This is a genomic window from Nocardiopsis halophila DSM 44494 (genome assembly GCF_000341245.1).
GTDB classification, from domain to species: Bacteria; Actinomycetota; Actinomycetes; order Streptosporangiales; family Streptosporangiaceae; genus Nocardiopsis_A; species Nocardiopsis_A halophila.
Genome location: NZ_ANAD01000074.1, coordinates 1 through 17,827, shown reverse-complemented (window position 1 = coordinate 17,827; position 17,827 = coordinate 1). Strand labels below are relative to the sequence as shown.

At 74.0% G+C, this 17,827-nt stretch carries 20 protein-coding genes; 11 read left to right on the top strand and 9 right to left on the bottom strand.

Going from position 1 to position 17,827, the window contains the following annotated elements; translation table 11 throughout:
• Positions 1-84 precede the first annotated feature (84 nt).
• The 5 genes from D450_RS0109560 (at position 85) to D450_RS31760 (ending at position 5,122) form a co-directional block, all read left to right on the top strand.
• Positions 85-1,017, top strand: a complete 933-nt coding sequence (locus tag D450_RS0109560) for a DUF3068 domain-containing protein (RefSeq protein ID WP_026128462.1) — start codon at positions 85-87, stop codon at positions 1,015-1,017.
• 7 nt (positions 1,018-1,024) lie between these two features.
• Positions 1,025-1,963, top strand: a complete 939-nt coding sequence (locus tag D450_RS0109555) for a decaprenyl-phosphate phosphoribosyltransferase (protein WP_017538443.1) — start codon at positions 1,025-1,027, stop codon at positions 1,961-1,963.
• Between the two features lie 52 nt (positions 1,964-2,015).
• Entirely contained in the window at positions 2,016-3,377 is a 1,362-nt protein-coding gene (locus tag D450_RS0109550; RefSeq protein ID WP_017538442.1) for an FAD-binding oxidoreductase, read from the top strand.
• A 416-nt stretch (positions 3,378-3,793) separates the two neighbouring features.
• The gene (locus D450_RS0109545; RefSeq protein ID WP_017538441.1) at positions 3,794-4,294 is read left to right on the top strand and encodes a hypothetical protein; all 501 of its coding nucleotides are present in this window, start codon (positions 3,794-3,796) and stop codon (positions 4,292-4,294) included.
• A gap of 114 nt (positions 4,295-4,408) precedes the next feature.
• Positions 4,409-5,122 (top strand): hypothetical protein, encoded by a 714-nt coding sequence (locus tag D450_RS31760; RefSeq protein WP_017538440.1) that lies wholly within the window; start codon positions 4,409-4,411, stop codon positions 5,120-5,122.
• Between the two features lie 41 nt (positions 5,123-5,163).
• Here the strand turns inward: D450_RS31760 and D450_RS0109535 are convergent, their stop codons facing one another.
• The gene (locus tag D450_RS0109535; RefSeq protein WP_017538439.1) at positions 5,164-5,931 is read right to left on the bottom strand and encodes a DUF4386 domain-containing protein; all 768 of its coding nucleotides are present in this window, start codon (positions 5,929-5,931) and stop codon (positions 5,164-5,166) included.
• On the bottom strand, positions 5,928-6,689 hold the full coding sequence (locus D450_RS29825) for an NAD(P)-dependent oxidoreductase (protein ID WP_039820298.1): 762 nt from the start codon (positions 6,687-6,689) through the stop codon (positions 5,928-5,930). The genes D450_RS0109535 and D450_RS29825 overlap by 4 nt, the downstream gene beginning before the upstream one ends.
• A gap of 146 nt (positions 6,690-6,835) precedes the next feature.
• On the opposite strand from D450_RS29825, the gene D450_RS0109525 reads away from it, so the two are divergent.
• Positions 6,836-7,510, top strand: a complete 675-nt coding sequence (locus tag D450_RS0109525; protein WP_017538437.1) for a TetR/AcrR family transcriptional regulator — start codon at positions 6,836-6,838, stop codon at positions 7,508-7,510.
• 102 nt (positions 7,511-7,612) lie between these two features.
• A complete protein-coding gene (map, locus tag D450_RS0109520) occupies positions 7,613-8,395 on the top strand; it encodes a type I methionyl aminopeptidase (protein WP_017538436.1) in 783 nt (260 codons plus the stop codon).
• Here the strand turns inward: map and D450_RS0109515 are convergent.
• Positions 8,367-8,744, bottom strand: a complete 378-nt coding sequence (locus D450_RS0109515) for an ArsR/SmtB family transcription factor (RefSeq protein WP_017538435.1) — start codon at positions 8,742-8,744, stop codon at positions 8,367-8,369. The two genes, map and D450_RS0109515, sit on opposite strands and share 29 nt — an antisense overlap.
• 107 nt (positions 8,745-8,851) lie before the next feature.
• Here D450_RS0109515 and D450_RS0109510 point away from each other — a divergent pair, with 107 nt between their 5' ends.
• Both D450_RS0109510 and D450_RS0109505 read left to right on the top strand, forming a co-directional pair.
• The gene (locus D450_RS0109510) at positions 8,852-9,295 is read left to right on the top strand and encodes a VOC family protein (protein WP_017538434.1); all 444 of its coding nucleotides are present in this window, start codon (positions 8,852-8,854) and stop codon (positions 9,293-9,295) included.
• Positions 9,296-9,433: 138 nt separating this feature from the next.
• On the top strand, positions 9,434-10,042 hold the full coding sequence (locus D450_RS0109505; RefSeq protein ID WP_017538433.1) for a dihydrofolate reductase family protein: 609 nt from the start codon (positions 9,434-9,436) through the stop codon (positions 10,040-10,042).
• A 213-nt stretch (positions 10,043-10,255) separates the two neighbouring features.
• Here D450_RS0109505 and D450_RS0109500 read toward each other — a convergent pair whose 3' ends face one another.
• The 6 genes from D450_RS0109500 to D450_RS0109475 form a co-directional block, all read right to left on the bottom strand.
• Positions 10,256-10,516 carry a Txe/YoeB family addiction module toxin gene (locus D450_RS0109500; protein ID WP_017538432.1) on the bottom strand — a complete coding sequence of 87 codons (261 nt, stop codon included), beginning with the start codon at positions 10,514-10,516 and terminating at the stop codon, positions 10,256-10,258.
• A complete protein-coding gene (locus D450_RS0109495; RefSeq protein ID WP_017538431.1) occupies positions 10,516-10,764 on the bottom strand; it encodes a type II toxin-antitoxin system Phd/YefM family antitoxin in 249 nt (82 codons plus the stop codon). Before D450_RS0109495 ends, D450_RS0109500 begins: the two co-directional genes overlap by 1 nt.
• 115 nt (positions 10,765-10,879) lie before the next feature.
• Positions 10,880-11,878 (bottom strand): tripartite tricarboxylate transporter substrate binding protein, encoded by a 999-nt coding sequence (locus tag D450_RS0109490; RefSeq protein WP_017538430.1) that lies wholly within the window; start codon positions 11,876-11,878, stop codon positions 10,880-10,882.
• A gap of 20 nt (positions 11,879-11,898) precedes the next feature.
• Complete coding sequence (locus tag D450_RS0109485; protein WP_017538429.1) at positions 11,899-13,443, bottom strand: tripartite tricarboxylate transporter permease; 1,545 nt, start codon at positions 13,441-13,443, stop codon at positions 11,899-11,901.
• 15 nt (positions 13,444-13,458) lie between these two features.
• Positions 13,459-14,037, bottom strand: a complete 579-nt coding sequence (locus tag D450_RS0109480) for a tripartite tricarboxylate transporter TctB family protein (protein ID WP_017538428.1) — start codon at positions 14,035-14,037, stop codon at positions 13,459-13,461.
• Positions 14,034-15,056: a Bug family tripartite tricarboxylate transporter substrate binding protein gene (locus tag D450_RS0109475; RefSeq protein ID WP_241483105.1), complete on the bottom strand. Its 1,023-nt coding sequence runs from the start codon at positions 15,054-15,056 to the stop codon at positions 14,034-14,036. Before D450_RS0109475 ends, D450_RS0109480 begins: the two co-directional genes overlap by 4 nt.
• A gap of 206 nt (positions 15,057-15,262) precedes the next feature.
• Here D450_RS0109475 and D450_RS0109470 point away from each other — a divergent pair, with 206 nt between their 5' ends.
• Both D450_RS0109470 and D450_RS0109465 read left to right on the top strand, forming a co-directional pair.
• Positions 15,263-16,921 (top strand): sensor histidine kinase, encoded by a 1,659-nt coding sequence (locus D450_RS0109470; protein ID WP_017538426.1) that lies wholly within the window; start codon positions 15,263-15,265, stop codon positions 16,919-16,921.
• A complete protein-coding gene (locus D450_RS0109465; RefSeq protein WP_017538425.1) occupies positions 16,918-17,619 on the top strand; it encodes a response regulator in 702 nt (233 codons plus the stop codon). The genes D450_RS0109470 and D450_RS0109465 overlap by 4 nt, the downstream gene beginning before the upstream one ends.
• Positions 17,620-17,827 lie beyond the last annotated feature (208 nt).

The window sequence follows — 17,827 nt, the reverse complement described above, 5'->3', positions numbered from 1 at the left end:
TGGTGACGCTGGCCACTACTGGAGAGTACTCTACCCGAAACTGAAGCAAGTTCCAGATCTGACCCATTCCGCCCGGGAGGGCTCATGCGCCGCACCGTCGCAGTCGTCTGCATCGCATTGGGGGTCTTCAGTCTGGTGCTGGCCCCCCTCCTGCGATTCTGGATGGCCGGCGCCGTGATGAAAACCCCGATGGACTACTACAGCGAGAAGGTGGTCCGCGGTGAGAACGTCACCTACTTCAGCGCCGAGGAGCTGGAGCAGGTGGAGGGTGCGACGGTCGAGGCCTACACGACCCTGCGGGCGGACGTGGCCGCCAGCGACTCCGACACGGTGGTCTGGGACCAGTTCACCTGGATCGAGGACATCGAGCGGGACTTCGCCATCCAGTCCTCCTCGCGGCGCGCCGGCCACGACCGGGTGACCGGCGAGGTCGTGGACTGCTGCGACGCCTCGGTCAACGAGGAGCCGACCGCCCAGAGCGGCCAGGCCTTCAAGTTCCCCTTCCTCACGGAGAAGAAGGACTACGAGTTCTTCGACGCCACCGCCATGGAGACCGAACCGATGGAGTTCGCGGGCGAGGAGGAGATCGAGGGCGTCGCCACCTACAAGTTCGTCCAGGAGATCGAGCCCACCAAGGTCGGCGAGCGGGAGATGCCCCGGTCGCTGCTGGACATGGAGGGCGACGGCGACGTGGTGACCGACGAGATGTACAGCGTCACCCGCACCTACTGGATCGAGCCGACCAGCGGCGCGCCCATCATGGTCACCGAGGACCAGCACCGCGGCGCCTTCGTCGACGGCGAGGAGCGGCTGGTGCTCTTCGACGGCGACATGCGCATGACCGACGAGACGGTGGACGCCAACATCGAGAACGCCGAGCAGGCCCTGACCATGCTGCCGCTGCTGCGCACGGTCCTGCCGCTGGTGCTGGTCGGCGCCGGGGCGGTCCTGATCGGGGCGGGCGTCCTGCTGTGGCTGCTGGGCGGCGGCCGGGGCGCGCCGGCCCGGCACGGGTAGGCGGCCGGTGGACGCGGCCGGGACGGACGCGTGGGCCCCGGCGGCCCCCGAGGCGGGCCGGGGCACCGGCACGGCGCGGGCGCTGCTGCGGGCCTGCCGCCCCAAGCAGTGGCTGAAGAACCTGCTGGTCTTCGCCGCCCCCGGGGCTGCGGGGGTGCTGGGCGAGCCCGCGGCCCTGGCCTGGTCCCTGGTGGCCTTCGCCGCCTTCTGCCTGGCCGCGAGCGGGACCTACCTGCTCAACGACGTCCTGGACGCCGAGGCCGACCGGGCGCACGAGCGCAAGCGGCACCGCCCGGTCGCCTCCGGCGCGGTCCCGGTGCCGCTGGCGCTGGCCGCCGGCGCCGCCGCGCTCACCGCCTCCCTGGCGGCCGCCGCGGCCGCCGCCGTGGTGACCGGCCGGTTCGCGCTGCTCGCGGTGCTCGTCGGCTACCTGGTCCTGACCACGGCCTACACGCTCGTCCTCAAGCGGGTCACCATCGCCGACATCGTCGCGGTCGCCGGGTGCCACGTGCTGCGCGCGCTCGCCGGCGGCGTGGCCGTGGGGGTGCCCTTCACCAGCTGGTTCCTGATCGTGGTCTCGCTCGCGGCGCTGCTGGTGGTGGTGGGCAAGCGCGAGGCCGAGCTGCGCAATCCCCATGCGGGCGACGGGCGGACCGCGCTGCGCGGCTACAGCCGCTCCTACCTGGTGCAGATCCGCACCATGGCCTCGGCCGCCATGATCGTCACCTACTGCCTGTGGGCGCTGGAGGGGCAGGGGGAGGGCGGCGTCCCGCCGTTCCACGCGGCGAGTATCGTTCCGTTCATCGTCTTCGTGCTCCGCTACCACCTGCTGGTCGACCGCGGGGTGGGCGAGGAGCCCGAGGAGATCGCGCTGCGCGACCGGCCCCTGCAGCTGTGCCTGCTCGGCCTGGCCGCCCTGGTCGGCCTGGGCGTGTACGCCGGATGAGCGCCGCGCGCCCAGGGGGCCCGGAACCGACGCGAGGGCAGGAGGCCGACCCGTGCGGACCCGACGCCGGCTGCTGACCGGGTGGGGGCGGACCGCGCCCACCGCGGCGACCGTGGTGCGCCCGCGCACCGCCGAGGAGGCGGCGGCGGTGCTGCACGGGGCCGGGCCCGGTGCGCGCGGGGCCATCGCCCGCGGGCTCGGGCGCTCCTACGGCGACGCCGCCCAGAGCGCGGGCGGCCTGGTGCTGGACTGCGCCGAACTGGCCCCGGGGTACCGGCTGGACCAGGCCTCGGGCACCGTCACCGCCTCCTCGGGCACGCCGCTCGCCGACCTGATGGCCCGGCTGCTCCCGCACGGCCGGTTCCTCCCGGTGACGCCGGGGACCCGGCAGGTGACGGTGGGCGGGGCGGTCGCCGCCGACATCCACGGCAAGAACCACCACCGCGACTCCTCCTTCGGCGCCCACGTGCGGGAGCTGAGGCTGCTCACCCCGGACGGCGCCGAGCGGGTGTGCGGGCCGGACCGGGACCCGGAGCTGTTCTGGGCCACGGTCGGCGGGATGGGGCTGACCGGCGTCGTCACCGAGGCGCGGTTCGCGGTCCCGCGGGTGGAGACGGCGATGATGCGGGTGGACACCGACCGCACCGGCGACCTGGACGAGGCGCTGGAGCTGATGGCCGCCACCGACGACCGGTACCACCACACGGTGTGCTGGGTGGACCTGCTGGCGCGCGGGGCCGCGACGGGCCGGGGCGTGCTCACCCGGGCGCACCACGCCCGCGCCGACGAGCTCCCGCCGCGCATGCGCCGCCGCCCCCTCGCCTTCGCCCCGCAGGCCCTGTTCACCGCGCCGAAAGCCGTGCCCTCCGGCCTGCTGAACACCTGGAGCGTCCGGGCGTTCAACACCGCCTACTACGCCAAGGCCCCTAAGCGCGGAAGGGACGAGATCCAGCCCCTGGGGTCGTTCTTCCACCCGTTGGACGCGGTGCGGGACTGGAACCGCGTCTACGGCCCCTCGGGGCTGGTGCAGTACCAGTTCGTGGTCCCGTTCGGGGCCGAGGACACCCTGCGCTCCATCGTCGCCCGCCTCTCGGCCGCCGGAGCGCCGTCCTTCCTGGCCGTCCTCAAACGCTTCGGAGAGGGGACCCCGGGGCCGCTGTCCTTCCCGCGTCCGGGGTGGACCCTGGCGCTCGACCTCCCGGCCTCCCTGCCCGGCCTCGCCGCCCTCCTCGACGGGTTCGACGAGGAGGTCCTCGAAGCCGGGGGAGCGCTCTACCTGGCCAAGGACTCGCGCGCCTCCGCCCGGACGGTCCACGCCATGTACCCCCGCATGGAGGAGTGGAAGAGGATCCGCGAGAAGGTCGACCCGGACCGCGTCCTGGTGTCGGACCTGTCGCGCCGCCTGGAGTTGTAGGGGGCGCCAGGCGTCGCCACCCCCACCCGCGGCAATGGCCGCCGGGGGCGGCCGCACCCTCCCGCTCGGGCGAGCGCCGGTCAGCGGGCCGGGAGCGTCGGGACCGAGTGAATCGGCCCCTCCGGCCGGGCTGAGCGCCCCTCGGCGGTGACCGTCGGAAGGAACGCCTCCGGGCGGAGCGGCACCACGCCGTGATCCCCGGGCGGTCCGGCCCTTCCGGTACGGGTCCCCGGCTTGCGCCCGATCGGGCGATTCGCGCCCTGCGCCCGCGACGGCGGTATACGCTGACGCTCACCCGCTCTTGCGTTGGAATGTCCGCATCTATGCAGGTGCGGCGGTAACCGGTAGGGTCGGCGGCCGGTCCGCCCCGGTGCCCGTGGACCGGTCCTCCTTCTCTGCTCAGCGACCGAGGGAAGATGCCGTTCACCTCCTCGTTCCGTCGCCAGGCCGTGGCGTACGTGTGGCCGCTGTTCGTCCTGGCATGGGTGCTCGGGCCGGTGGCCGCCGTCCACGGAGTGGGCGGCGCGCTGACCCACGGCCACCCCGGCGCGGTGTCGGTGTCCTCCTCGGTCGTGGCCCACGGCCACGACGGGCACCTGAACGGCGTCCACTCCTTGGCGGTGGTCCCCGGACAGGCCGACGGTGTTCACCACCCGGGCAGCGCAGGGGAGGAGCGGGGTGCGCCCACGGACGCCTCCTCTCCGCACGCCCACGCCGACTGCCTCGGCGTCGCCGCCTCGGTGGCGCCGGTGTCCCTGCTCCTCCTGCTGCTCCTGGCGGCCCTGCCGCCGAGCGGCCCCGGCCCCCTGAGGCCGCCGCGCCCGCTCCCTGCCGCGCTGCTGCGAAGGCGCGGAGCGGCGCTCCGCTTCCTGCGCACACGGCTGCGGCTGGCCCGGCTCTCGGTGCTGCGGGTCTAGATGCCCCACCGCCGCCCCTGCGGTCCGAGCGGACCGAACGCGGCGGCAGGAGCACCACGGCGCGGCCGGACGGCCGCGCCCGTCCCCAGTACCGGAGAGAACCGGGAGTCCTCCATGAGTCAGTCCCACCGCGCCCGGAAGCGCGGTAGCCATGCCGGGCGCTATGTCGCGGCCGCGGCGTCCCTGGGCGCGGCCCAGATCCACATCGTCATGGCGCCCGTCCACGCCGGTGAATGGCCGGCCTCCGGCGTCTTCTTCGCCCTGATCGGCGTTTTCCAGGCCCTGTGGGGCGTGGCCGTGCTGCGCTGGGGCGGTAGGGCGCCGCTGGTCGCCGGTGCCGCCGCCAACCTCGGCATCCTGGCCGTGTGGGGGTACAGCCGCCTCTACGGCATGCCCGTCGGACCGCACGCCGGCGTCCCCGAGGCGGCGGGGACCACGGACCTCGTCGCCGCCGCGCTCCAGGTCGTGCTGGTCCTGGCCGCGGTGTGGGCGCTGCTGTGGCGAACCTCGCGGCCGGAGGCCGGGGCGGCGGCGTTCGGCGCGGCCGCGGTCGCCGCTCTGGCCGTCACCTTCGCCACCGCCGCCGCGGTCGGCGCGGCGGGCGACCACGGCCACGCGGAGTCCGGAGCGGAGCAGGGCGCCCACTCTGAGGACGGCCACGGCCACGGCGCCCCCGACCCCGGCCCGTCCGCGGGCGCGGAGCACCCCTCCGCCCCCGCCGAGCAGCCGGCCCCGAGCGGCCACGACGGGCAGGCCCCCTCGGAGTCCGGGGCGGGGACGGGACAGGACGGCCACGGTCACGACGGCCACGGCGACCACGAGCACTGACCCGTCCGCGGGGGCCGGCCCCGGGTCGGCCCCCGCGGCGCCTACGGCTCCGGAACGGACGGGCGTTCGGCCGGAGCGGCCGTGTCCGCGGCCGGCGCCTCCGGCTCGCGGTGCCGTGCGCCCTTGACCAGCAGCCACACGATGAACGAGATCTCCGCGACCGCGGCGGGGACCATGGCGAACGGGGAGACCGCCTCCCCGATGCCGGGGGCCGCCAGGCGGGTGAGGACGTCCGTGAGGTGGCCTGCGCACCCGATGACCAGCAGGACGCCCAGCGCCTTGGGGAAGAGGCCGGACCGGGCGACCAGGTAGCCCAGCGGGATCAGCCACAGGCCGAAGAAGGTCTGGGAGAGCAGGAAGCCGTCCTGGTACATGCCGGCGAACAGCAGGGCCTGCTCGTCGGGGCCCACCGGCCCGGGGGCGCCGGAGTGGCCCCGGCCGGTGGCGACCGTCAGCGCGGCGCTCCGGTGGACCAGGTTCAGGCACTGCATCGCCACGCTGACCGCGACGAACACGACCATCGCGGCGGCCGCCGCCCTGTCGGTGCGCCGCAGGAGCCGGTGGAGGACCATGCTCGTCAGCAGGAAGCACACGGCGCCCAGCAGCTCGCTGACGAGGGCGACCCGGGAGAGGGCGGCCGAGGCGCGGAGGGCGTCGGCCGTGGCCGCCGCGTCCCCCGGTTCCAGGAGGTGCGTGTTCACCACCCCGGCGAAGACGGTGGACACGGCCACCAGCAGGTAGAGCACGCCGGCGCCGCGAGCGAGCGCCTTGGGCCCGCCGCGGGATCCGGTCCCGCCCGGGGCGCTCATGCCGCCCCGCCCGTGCCCGCGCCGCCCGCGTCCGCGCCGGCATGGGCCAGGGCCGACGGCGTCAGCCGGCCGACGATCGCCGGGGCCTCGTGGACCAGGGCGTCGTTCTCCACCGCCTCGACCATGAACCGGGCGTAGTCCACGCGGCGGGTCCGGTTGCTCGCCAGGACGGGTGCGCCGACGTGCCTGCTCCACACCGGCAGGCCCTGGCTCTCCCCCTCCTCCAGGTCGCTGCCGCGCACCACCGTCCACCGGGCGGCGCTGTCGAAGACCCGTCGGCACGCCTCGACCTGGTCGTCCACGTCCACGAAGCGGGCCAGCTTCGCCAGCCGCCCGAACACGGCCTGGTACAGCCTGAGTCCGCGGGGGTACACGTCCCTGCCGTCGCGGCGGACGTGCCACCCGCAGGAGAAGACCAGGCGCGCGTCCGGCCGCGCATGGTCGAGCACCGCCTGGGCGGTGCCGGAGGCGTAGTGGTGCACCCCCCAGGGCACCAGCACCGTGAGCACGGCGTCGCAGCCCTCCACCGCCCGTGCGATGACGTCCCGGTCGTCGGTCGGGCCGGGCACGACGGTGATCCGCCCGGCGAGGCCGCCGAGCTTGCCCGTGCTCTGCTCCCGGCACACGCCGACCACCTCGTACCCGCGCTCCAGGGCGTGCCGGACCATGTACCGCCCGAGCTTGCCGGACGCCCCGACCACGCACAGCCTCCGGCCCCCGCCGGGCCTGTCCGCCCGCCTCGTACCGTTCGCCTCCACGGCCGCCTCCTCCGCTCTCCTCCGATCGGCGACTTACGGCGTAAGCCGCGCCTTGCACCGTAAGGTTGCGCCTTGCGGTGTAAGGTTGTCAAGGACGGCGAACGGGCCGGCAGGCAGAGCGACGGACAGGGCGACAGGAGGAGCACGTGGCCACGGAGCCGGTCGACACCCCCCGCCGGACCCCGCTCAGCAGGGAGCGGGTGCTGCGCACGGCGGTCGCGATGGCGGACGAGGGCGGCGGCGGGGTGCCGAGCATGCGGGGCATCGCCAAGCGGCTCGGCGTCGAGGTGATGTCGCTCTACCACCACTTCCGCAGCAAGGAGCTGGTCCTGGACGGGATGGTGGACCTCGTCTTCGCCGAGATCGAGCCCCCGGAGGGCGGCGGCGACTGGCGCGCGGCGATGCGGGGCCGGGCGGCCTCGATGCGCGACGCGCTGGCCCGCCATCCGTGGGCGACCGGGCTGATGGACTCGCGGACCCGCCCCGGGCCCGCGACCCTGCGCCACCACGACGCGGTGATCGGGTGCCTGCGCGCGGCGGGCTTCTCGGTCGCCGGGGCGGCGCACGCGCTCTCGGTGCTGGACGGCTACATCTACGGGTTCACGATCCAGCAGCTCGGCCTGCCCTTCACGGAGTCCGCCGGCGTCGAGCAGGTGGGGGGAGCCATCCTCGAGGGGATGTCCGCCGAGGAGTACCCGCACCTGGCGGAGATGATCACCGAGCTCGCCCTGAAGCCGGGCTATGCCTACGCCGAGGAGTTCGACACCGGGCTCGACCTGATCCTCGACGGCCTGGAGCGGCGGCGCGGCACCTGGTCGTGAGAGCGGGGGGGGGGCGGGCCCTGCGGTGAGGGGTCGGTGCCTTCGATTCCTGTACCAGGATAGTATGGCCGGTATTATTATCCGCTACAGGGGAGGCCCCGCATGATCGAGATCCTGAACTCCGCGAAGCTGGCCCGGGCCGGGGAGGCGGGCGCCCTGGTCGCCGACATCCTGCAGACGCTGAGGGGGCGCACCGGGGTCGGGACGAACCTGCTGGAGATCGACCGGTGGGCGGAAGAGATGATCACCGAGGCGGGCGCGCAGTCCTGCTATGTCGACTACGAGCCGTCCTTCGGGCGCGGCCCGTTCGGCCACTACATCTGCACGGGGGTCAACGACGCCGTCCTCCACGGGCGGCCCCGGGACCGCACCCTGGCCGACGGCGACCTGCTGACCCTCGACCTCGCGGTGTCCAAGGGGGGTGTCGCCGCCGACTCGGCCATCAGCTTCCTCGTGGGGGAGGCGAGGCCCCCGGAGAGCGTGGAGATGATCGCCGCGACCGAGCGCGCGCTGGCCGCGGGGATCGCCGCCGCCGTGCCCGGCGCCCGTACCGGCGACATCTCCCACGCCATCGGCACGGTCCTCAGGGAGGCCGGCTACCCGGTCAACACCGAGTTCGGGGGGCACGGCATCGGCTCGACGATGCACCAGGACCCGCACATCGCGAACACCGGGCGGCCCGGCCGCGGCTACAAGCTGCGCCCCGGCCTGATGCTGGCGCTGGAGCCGTGGGTCATGGCGGACACCGCCGACCTCGTCACCGACGCCGACGGGTGGACCCTCCGGAGCGCGACCGGGTGCCGCACGGCGCACAGCGAGCACACGATCGCCATCACCGGGGACGGGGCGCGGATCCTCACCCTGCCGGGGGCGGCGCGGTCGTGACGCCGGGCCCGCCGTCCTCGGCGAGCAGGCCGCCGAGGAGCGCGCGCAGGTCCGCCACGGCCTCCGGGGCGAGGGAGTAGCAGATCTGGTTCCCGCGCCGCGCGGACGTCACCAGGCCCGCCTCGCGCAGCACCTTGAGGTGCTGGCTGACGGTGGGCTGGCTGACGTCGAAGACCTCGGTGAAGTCGCACGCGCAGGTGTCGGGCGTGCGCGCGAGGCGGCGGACGATGCCGAGGCGCACCGGGTGCCCGAGCGCGCGGAAGCGCTGGACGGCGAGGCCGCCGTCCTCCGCGGGCGCGGCGTCGGAGGCGGCGTCGGCGGGTGCGGGTGCGGGTGCGGCGGCGGTCACGGATCCAGGCTATCGCGTATGGCGCGCCTCCTATATAGTCGGATCACTAAATAGTGAATTGCCTATATTCCCGTCGCCCGCGGCGGCGGGGGGACGGAGGCGGAGCCATGCCTGCACCGGTCAACGGCGTGAACGAGCTCGTGCTGGAGGTCGGGGACCTGGAGGCCGCCGAGCGCTTCTACGTCGACGTGCTGGACTTCCCCGTCATCGAGCGGTGGTCGGGGCCGCAGTGGAACGGCCGCGAGGCGGTGTGGGTGCTGGCCGGGCCGACGCGGATCGGGCTCTGGCGTCCGCAGATCGGCATCTCGCGCGGGCGCGGCGGCGTGCACGTCCACTACGCCGTGCACGTCGGCGAGGAGGACTACGCGGGGGTCGTGGAGCGCATCCGTGCCCGGGGCCGCACGGTCGACGAGGTGGAGTTCGGCGGCCGGGCGCGGTCGGCCTACGTGACCGACCCGGACGGCAACGTCGTGGAGTTCTGGGACTGGGACGCCCGCGACGGCGCCGCGGGCCCGCCGCGAGCGGTCACCGAGGGGATCTACGGCCTCTGACCGTCCGGGCGGCCGGAGCCGTTCGTCCTGGGGCGCCTCAGCGGAGTGTCACAGCGGAGTGTCTCAGGGGGAGGGGAGTCTGGCCCGAGAGGGGAACGGGAACGTACAGACCCCGTCCCGGGACAGGAGAGGTGCTCGATGAAGCTGGTACTGCAGGAGTTCCTGACGCTCGACGGCGTCGCCCAGGGGCCCGGTGCCCCGGACGAGGACACCACCGGAGGGTTCACCGAGGGCGGCTGGTTCGTGCCCCACTTGGACGGGGAGTTCGAGCGCCTGGCCGGAACCTGGCTCGGCGAGGCGGACGCGCTCCTGTTCGGGCGCCGGACCTATGAGAACTTCGCACGCGACTGGCCGCAGATGACCGACCACCCGCTCGCGGCCACCATGAACGGCCTTCCGAAGTACGTCGCCTCCCGCACCCTCGACCAGGGCGGATGGGACCCGACCACCGTGCTCTCCGGCGATGCGGCCGAACAGGTGGCGGAGCTGAAGCGGCGTCCGGGCCGGGAACTGCAGATCCACGGCAGCGCCCGGCTGGCCGGGTCCCTGCTGGCCGCCGGCCTGATCGACACCCTGCGCCTGGTGATCGCCCCCGTCGTGGTGGGGCAGGGCCGTCGCCTCTTCCCGGACGGGGGCGCCCCGGTCGGCCTGCGCCTCGTCGAACACGCGACGACCCCGGGCGGCCTGTCCGTGCACACCTTCACCGTGACCGGCCCGCCCCGGCACGCCGCCTACGGCGGCGCTTAGGCCCCCTCGGCGCCGCACCCGAGGGCGCCGAGGGTGCGCATCATCCCCAGGGCGTCGGAGACGACCCAGTACTCCGCGAGCCGCCCGCCGGCGATCCGCGCGTTCGAAAGGACCTTAGTACCCGGGCGTCCCGGAGAGTGCGCACCCGGTTTCCGCCCTCGGCCGTCGCCCCCGGCTGGTCGCCCGGGGCGCCGCCGATGTCCTCCACGCTGCTTACTTGCTGTAGTGGTAGTGGCAGGCGGCGATGCGGATCTCATCTTCAATGATCTTGTAGATGAGTCGGTGTTCGTCGGTGATCCGCCGCGACCAGTATCCCTCGAACCCGTGGCGCAATGGTTCGGGTTTCCCCATCCCGTCATTGCCGGTGCGCTCGATGTCTTTGATGAGAGCATTGATCCGCTTGTGGATCTTGCGGTCCTGGCCCTGCCACCACACATAGTCCTCCCAGGCGCTCTCCGCCCAAACGAGCTTCATCAGGCCAGACCCCGCTCGATCCCTCCGTCGGATTCCAGCTGTTCGATCGCGGTGACCAGTCTGCGTGCGTTCTCCGGACTCCGCAGGAGGTAAGCGGTCTCCTTCAGGGTCTCGTATTCGGAGAGTGCGACCAGGACGACGGGTTCGTGGCCGACCCTCGTGACGACGACCTCCTCGCGGTCTTCGACGACGGAGTCCAGCGTCGCGGCGTAGTTCGCGCGGGACTCGGAGTAGGTCATGGTCTTCATGCGGTTCGCCCCCTTCAGAGCCCGTGCGCGCTGTAGCGCACTGTCAGAGCATGCGTTCATGGTTGTACAAGATGTTGTACGCCCCCGCTCGGTGCAGGCAAAGCCTGGAATTCGCCTAATCCAGCCCCTGGCGCCGGAGGAGTTCCCGTACCGCGTCCTCTTCCTCCTGGAGGAAGCGGCCGAACCGGTCCCCCTCCAGGTAGGCGTCGGTCCAGTGGTTCTCCTCCAGGGCCTTCTGCCAGCGCGGGCCCGTGCGCATGGCGGCGACCATGGCGGTCAGCTCCCGCCGCCGCTGCTCGGTGATGCCCGGCGGGGCCACCAGCCCCCGCCAGTTGGTGAACTCCAGGTCCAGGCCCAGCTCGCGCAGTGTCGGAGCGTCGATGCCCGGGACGCGCTCGGCGCCGGTGACCGCCAGGGGGCGCAGCTCGCCCGCGGCGATCGCGTGGCGGTACTCGCCCGCCCCGGCCGCCGCCACGTCCACCTCGTGGCGCAGCAGGGCCGCCAGCGCGTCGCCCCCGCCGTCGTGCCGCACGTACCCCAGCTCGCCGGGGTCCAGCCCCAGCTCCTCGCCGATCAGCAGCAGCGCCAGGTGGTCCGGGCCGCCCCGGGTGGAGCCGCCGCCCAGGCGCAGCACGGTGTCCGGGTCGCGCCAGTCCCGGGCCAGCTGCTCGAAGCCGGTGTAAGGCGAGTCGGCGGGGACCAGCACCACCTCCGGCTCCTCCAGCAGGCGGGCGATCGGCGTGGTGCCGGCGACCGTGTACTCCGAGCCCTGGACCTGGGCCCCGGCCACCAGGCCCAGCCCCATCTGCAGCAGCAGCCCGCCGTTGCCCTTCTCGTGCACCGTGCGCGACAGCGCCGAGGTGCCCGCCCCGCCCGGCAGGTTGAACACCTCGGCCCGGTCCGGTGCCCCCGCCCCGGGTCCGAGGGCCTCGGCCACCGCGCGCGCCGTGGTGTCGTAGCCGCCGCCCGGCGGGTTGGGCACCACCAGGCGCAGCTCCGGCGGCCGCGGCTCGGGCCCCCACACCGCCAGGGCGGTCAGCGCGGCGGCCGCGCACAGCACGAGGGCGGCCCCGGCCGCGAGGACGGGTCGCGGTGATCGGGGGCCGCCCGGCATGCGCTCGCTCCTTGTTCGGGTCAGGGGGTCCGGCTGCCCGCGTCCTCCTCCCGGCGACCGGCCTCGGACCCGGACCCGGACCCGGTGTCGCGGCTCCCGCGCAGGCGCTTGACCAGCGGCCAGACCAGCACCACCGCGGTCAGCCCCAGCAGCGCCGCCGAGTACGGCGAGGTCACGAACGTGGTCCAGTCACCGTAGGAGATCTGCAGCGCCTGGCGCATCGAGCGCTCCATCATGCTGCCCAGGATCAGCCCCAGGATCATCGGCGCGGCGGGGAACCCGTTCTGCCGCATCAGGTAGCCCACGACGCCGAAGCCCAGCAGCAGCCACAGGTCGAACACCGAGAAGCTCAGCCCGTAGACGCCGACCACGCAGAACACCACGACCAGCGGGATCAGTACCGCCCGCGGGGTCTTGAGGACCTTGGCGAACAGCGGGATCAGCGGCAGGTTGAGGATCAGCAGCACGATGTTGCCCACGTACATGCTGGCCACCAGGCCCCAGAACATCTCCGGGCGGTCCGAGAGCATCATCGGCCCCGGCGTCACGCCGAGCACCAGGAGCGCCCCCAGCAGGATCGCCGTGGTGCCCGACCCCGGCACGCCCAGGGTGAGCATCGGCACGAACGAGCCCACCGCGGCCGCGTTGTTCCCGGCCTCGGGCGCCGCCACCCCCTTGGGGTTGCCGGTGCCGAAGGTGTCGCCGTCCTTGGCGATGCGCTTCTCCATCGAGTACGACAGGAACGAGGCCACCGTCGCCCCCGCGCCGGGCAGCACCCCGGTGAAGAAGCCCAGGACGGACCCGCGCCCGGTCGGCGCGGCGATCCGGCCCAGCTCGCGGCGGTTCAGCCGGAGCGAGGTCATCGTGCCGTCGGCCCCGCCGGCGCCCCGGCGGGCCAGCATCGCGAACACCTCGGCCAGCGCGAACAGGCCCAGGGCCACGATGAGGAACTTGATCCCCTCGTACAGCTCGGGCATGCCGAAGGTGAAGCGCAGGGTCGCGGTCTGGGAGTCGATCCCCACCAGGGAGACCATCACCCCTACCACGGCGGCGATCAGGCCCTTGGTGATGTTGCGCCCGCCCAGGGTGACCACCGCGGTCAGGCCCAGCACCATCAGCGCGAAGTAGTCGGCGGGGCCGAAGCTGACCGCGAACGACGACAGCGCCGGGGCGATGAGCATCAGCAGCACCACGCCGATGGTGCCGCCGGTGAACGAGGCGATGGCGGCGATCGCCAGGGCCTTGCCGGCGGCGCCCTTGCGCGCCATCGGGTAGCCGTCGAACGAGGTCGCCACCGTCCCGGCCACGCCGGGCGCGTTGAGCAGGATCGACGACGTCGAGCCGCCGAAGATCGCCCCGTAGTAGACCCCGGCCAGCATGATGATGGCGGTGGTGGGGTCCATGCCGAAGGCGATGGGGATCATCAGCGCGATCGCGCTCATCGGGCCCAGGCCCGGCAGGATGCCGATGACGGTCCCGGCGAGCACGCCGATGAAGACGAAGAGCAGGTTCTCGGGGGAGAAGGCGACGCCGAACCCGGCCCCGATCTGCTGGAGGGCTTCCACTTTCGACTCCTCAGATCAGAACGGCAGCGGACCGGTCGGCAGGGCGACCCGGAGGAAGTCCGACATGGCGAAGTACAGCAGCGCCGACACGCCAACGGCGACCAGCGCGTTCGCCCAGTGCCGCTGGTAGCCCAGGTACCAGGTGGTCGCGGCGATGTAGGCCGTGGTGGACAGCAGGAACCCCAGCGGCTCCAGCAGCACGATGTACAGGGCCATGGAGGCCGCGAACAGGGCCAGCTCCTTGCGCGGGTCGGCCAGCCGGCCCAGGCGGGGCCGGGCGGCGGGGCGCGCGGGGGCNCCCCCCCCGCCGGTCCCGGCGGGCGCGGGCCCGCCGGCCGTGGCGGCCTCGGCCGCTCCGTCGGCGTCCTCGTCGGCCTCACCGGCCTCACCGTCGGCCGCGTCGTCCTTCTGGAAGAACAGCACCGCGGCCAGCACCAGCAGAACCGCGCCGAGCCACTTGGGCAGCGTCGCCGGCTGCACCGGCACGCTCACCGCCGTGAACTCCTCCAGGGTGAAGGCCAGGTACAGGTACACCAGCGCGATCGCGCCCACCGCCGCGCCCAGCACGCGGTTGGAGAAGGTGAACGGCTTCATCGGCCCTCCCCGTCCTCGATCAGTCCGATCCGGGTGAGGATGTCGGCCGAGTCGCGGCTGGACTCGTCGAGGAAGACGCCGAACTCCTCGCTCCCCATGTAGGAGTCGGTCCAGCCGAGCCCCTTGGTCTGCTTCTTCCAGGACTCCTCTTCGGTCATGTCGGAGAACAGGCCCTCGTAGTAGGCGACCTGTTCCTCGGTCATGTCCGGTGGGCCCATGACGCCCCGCCAGATGTCGAAGGTGAAGTCCACCCCCTCCTCTTGGAGGGTGGGGGTGTCCGGCAGCGTGGTCGCCCGCTCGGCGCCGGAGACCGCCAGCGGGCGCAGGTCCCCGGACTCCACCAGCCCCGCCGCCTCGGAGGCGCCGGTGACCACGGCGTCGACGTGGCCGCCGACCGCCTGGGTCATCGCCTCGCCGCCGCCGTCGAAGGGCACGTAGTTGATGGACGTCGGGTCGATCCCCGCGGCGTTCACCGCCCCGGCGAGCCCGACGTGGTCCATGCTCCCGGGGGAGGAGCCGCCGGCGATGCTCACCTGCCGCGGGTCCTCCTCGAGCAGGTCCACCATCTCCCCCCACGACCCGATGGGGGAGTCGTCCGGGACCAGGTAGACCATGTACTCGGTGGCCAGGCGCGCGATGGGCGTGAAGTCCTCGTGGTCGTAGACCGACCCGCCCATCAGCGGGACGAGGCTGATCGGGGGGCTGGTGACGAACAGGCGGGTGGGGGTGTCGGGGGTCTGGGCGACGTAGGCCCAGCCGATCGAGCCGCCGCCGCCCGGCTTGTTCACCACCTGGACGGGCTCGTCGACCAGACCGCCCTGCTCCAGTACGCGGCCGGAGGTGCGGGCCAGGGTGTCCCAGCCGCCGCCGGTGGCCGCGGGGGCGATGATCTCGATCGGGCGGTCGGGCTTCCAGGGGCCGCCGCCGTCCTCCTGTCCGCCGCCGGAGCCACACGCGGCGGCCAGCAGCGCGACCGAGGCCAGCGCGGCGGCCATGGCGACAGGGCGTGCGCGGAACATGCTGTCTCCATGTACGGGGTGCGGGAAATGGTGCGCGGGCCACAGGCCCGCGTGAGGTGACACACATGTAAACAGCGCGAAATCCGGCGGAAAAGGATTGTGTCGGTTGCGGGGACAGTGGTCGTAGTGGATGTTCCGGTCGTTGTGTTCACGGCCGGGTGTCCGCCCCGGAGCCGGACGGCGCCCCGCCTCTGTGACATGCGACGATGGCGCGCACACCGTCGGCGGCGATCGAGGAGGGGACCGTGCGCGCCAGGCTCACGCTCGCGGGGCAGTTCCTGCTCCTCCAGCTGCTGATCGTGGTGGCCCTGCTCATCGCCGTCTCGGGGGTGTCCCTGGCCCAGGCCGACGCCCGGTTCCGCGCCGAGGAGGGGCGCCGCATGCTCACCGTCGCCGAGGCGGCGGCGTCCACCGACGCGGTGCGGGTGGGCCTGTCCGACCCGGACCGGGCCGGGATCCTGCAGCCGACCGCGGAGAACCTGCGCTCCCTGGCCGGCGCCGACCACCTGCTCTTCGCCGACGCGCGGGGCCGGCCCCTGACCGCGATGGGGGCGGGCGGCTCCGGGACCGGGGGCGCCGGCGCCCCGGAACGGCCCCTGGACCTGGGGGAGAGCCGGGTGCTCTCCGGCAGGTCCTGGATCGGTGTGGCCGAGATGGACGGCGGCCGCGCTGTGGTGGCGCACGCCCCGGTGATCGCCGACGACGGCACCGTCCTCGGGTTCGCGCTGGCCGGGCGGGACGTGCCCGGGCCGGCGGCCAGCCTCGCCGGGTCCGCCCCCGACCTGCTGGTCTACCTGGGCGTGGCCTCGTTCCTGGGGGTGGTCGGGTCGCTGCTGCTGGCCCGCAGGGTCAAGCGCCAGACCCTGGGCATGGAGCCGGGCGAGATCGCCGGGCTGGCCCGGCACCGCGAGGCCATGCTGCACGGCATCCGGGAGGGTGTGCTGGGGGTGGACGCCCAGGGCAGGGTGGCGCTGGTGAACGCCCCGGCCGCCGAGCTGCTGCGCCTGCCCGAGGGCGCGGTCGGCCGCGCCCTGGAGGAGCTGGGCGTGGACACCGACACCGCCGCCGCCCTCACCGAGCGCGAGCACGCTCCGGACCGGGTGGTGCTGATCAACGGGCGGCTGGTGACGGTGAACTGCATGCCGCTGGGGCCGCAGGGCGCCGAGGGGTCGGTGACCACCCTGCGCGACCACACCGACCTGGTGGCCATGCGCGGCGAGCTGGACGCCACCCGCACGGCCACCGAGGCGCTGCGCGCCCAGGCGCACGAGTTCAGCAACCAGCTGCACGTGATCGGCGGGCTGATCGGGCTGGAGGCCTACGGCGAGGCGGCCGAGTACATCGCCCGGGTGGGCGGCGCCCGCACCCGGCTGACCGAGGACGTGGCGGCGCGGGTGGCCGACCCGTCGGTGGCGGCGCTGCTCATCGCCAAGGCCAGCCTCGCCGCCGAGCAGGGCGGCCGGCTGGAGGTGGCGTCCGGCACCGGGCTGTCCCAGCAGGACGGCGAGCTCTCGGCCGACCTGGTCACCGTGGTCGGCAACCTGGTGGACAACGCGCTGGAGGCGGTGCGCGGGCAGGAGGAGGGCCGGGTGGAGGTGGAGCTGGACGAGACCGCGCAGGGGGTGCGCGTGCGGGTGCGCGACTCGGGCCCCGGCGTGTCCCCGGAGCTGGCCGAGGAGGTGTTCCGGCGCGGGTTCAGCACCAAGGGCGGGGGCGGCCGCCGGGGGGTGGGGCTGGCGCTGATCCGGATGGTGTGCGAGCGTCGCGGCGGCTCGGTCCGGGTGGAGGGGGCCGAGTTCACCGCTGTGCTGCCGGCGGCCGGGACGGACGCGCCCGAGTCCGAGGAGGAAGGAGGCCGCGGGTGATCCGCACGCTCGTCGTGGACGACGACTTCATGGTGGCCCAGGTCCACCGCAGGCTGGTGGAGCGGGTGCCGGGCTTCACCGTGGTGGGGGAGGCCCGCACGGGCGGCGAGGCGCTGGAGCGGGTCCGGGACCTGCGCCCGGACCTGGTGCTGCTGGACGTGTACCTGCCCGACATCGGCGGGACCGAGGTGCTGCGGCGCCTGCGGGCCGAGGACGGGCCGCAGGTCGACGTCCTGATGATCACTGCGGCCCGCGACGCCGAGACGGTCCGCCGGGCCCGGCACGGCGGGGCGGTGCACTACATCGTCAAGCCGTTCGCGCCCGAGACGTTGCGCGAGCGCCTGGTCGCCTACCAGGAGACCCGGGGGGCGCTGGGCGGCGGCGAGGCGGCCCAGGAGGACCTGGACCGCGTCTTCGGAGCGCCCGGGACCGGCACGGCGCCCGCGGCCCCGGCGAAGGCCCCGCCGATGCCGAAGGGGCTGACCCCGGAATCGGCGGCGCTGGTCCGCTCCGAGCTGGAGAAGGCCGACGGCGACCTGTCGGCGTCCGAGTGCGCGGCCCTGACCGGCCTGTCCCGGGTGAGCGCCCGCAGGTACCTGGAGCACTTCGCCCAGGAGGGCAAGGCGGTCGTCCGCCTGAAGTACGGCACGGCGGGCCGCCCGGAGCGCCGCTACCACTGGGTGCCGGGAGCGGGGTAGTCGGCACATGCCGCCCCGCACACAGGGCCGGGGCCAGCCAGGGGAGCACGTTCCCCGAACGTGTCGTCCGCCGGGCCCCGGGGGCACAGGAAGAAGGCGGCGACGGCCCGGCAGGTGCCCCGCTCGCGGGCCCCGGCCGGGCGGCGGGCCGCCGGGGCGCAAGGGGAGGGCGGCGACGAGAAGGCGGCCCGTTCCTCGGCGCTGCCGC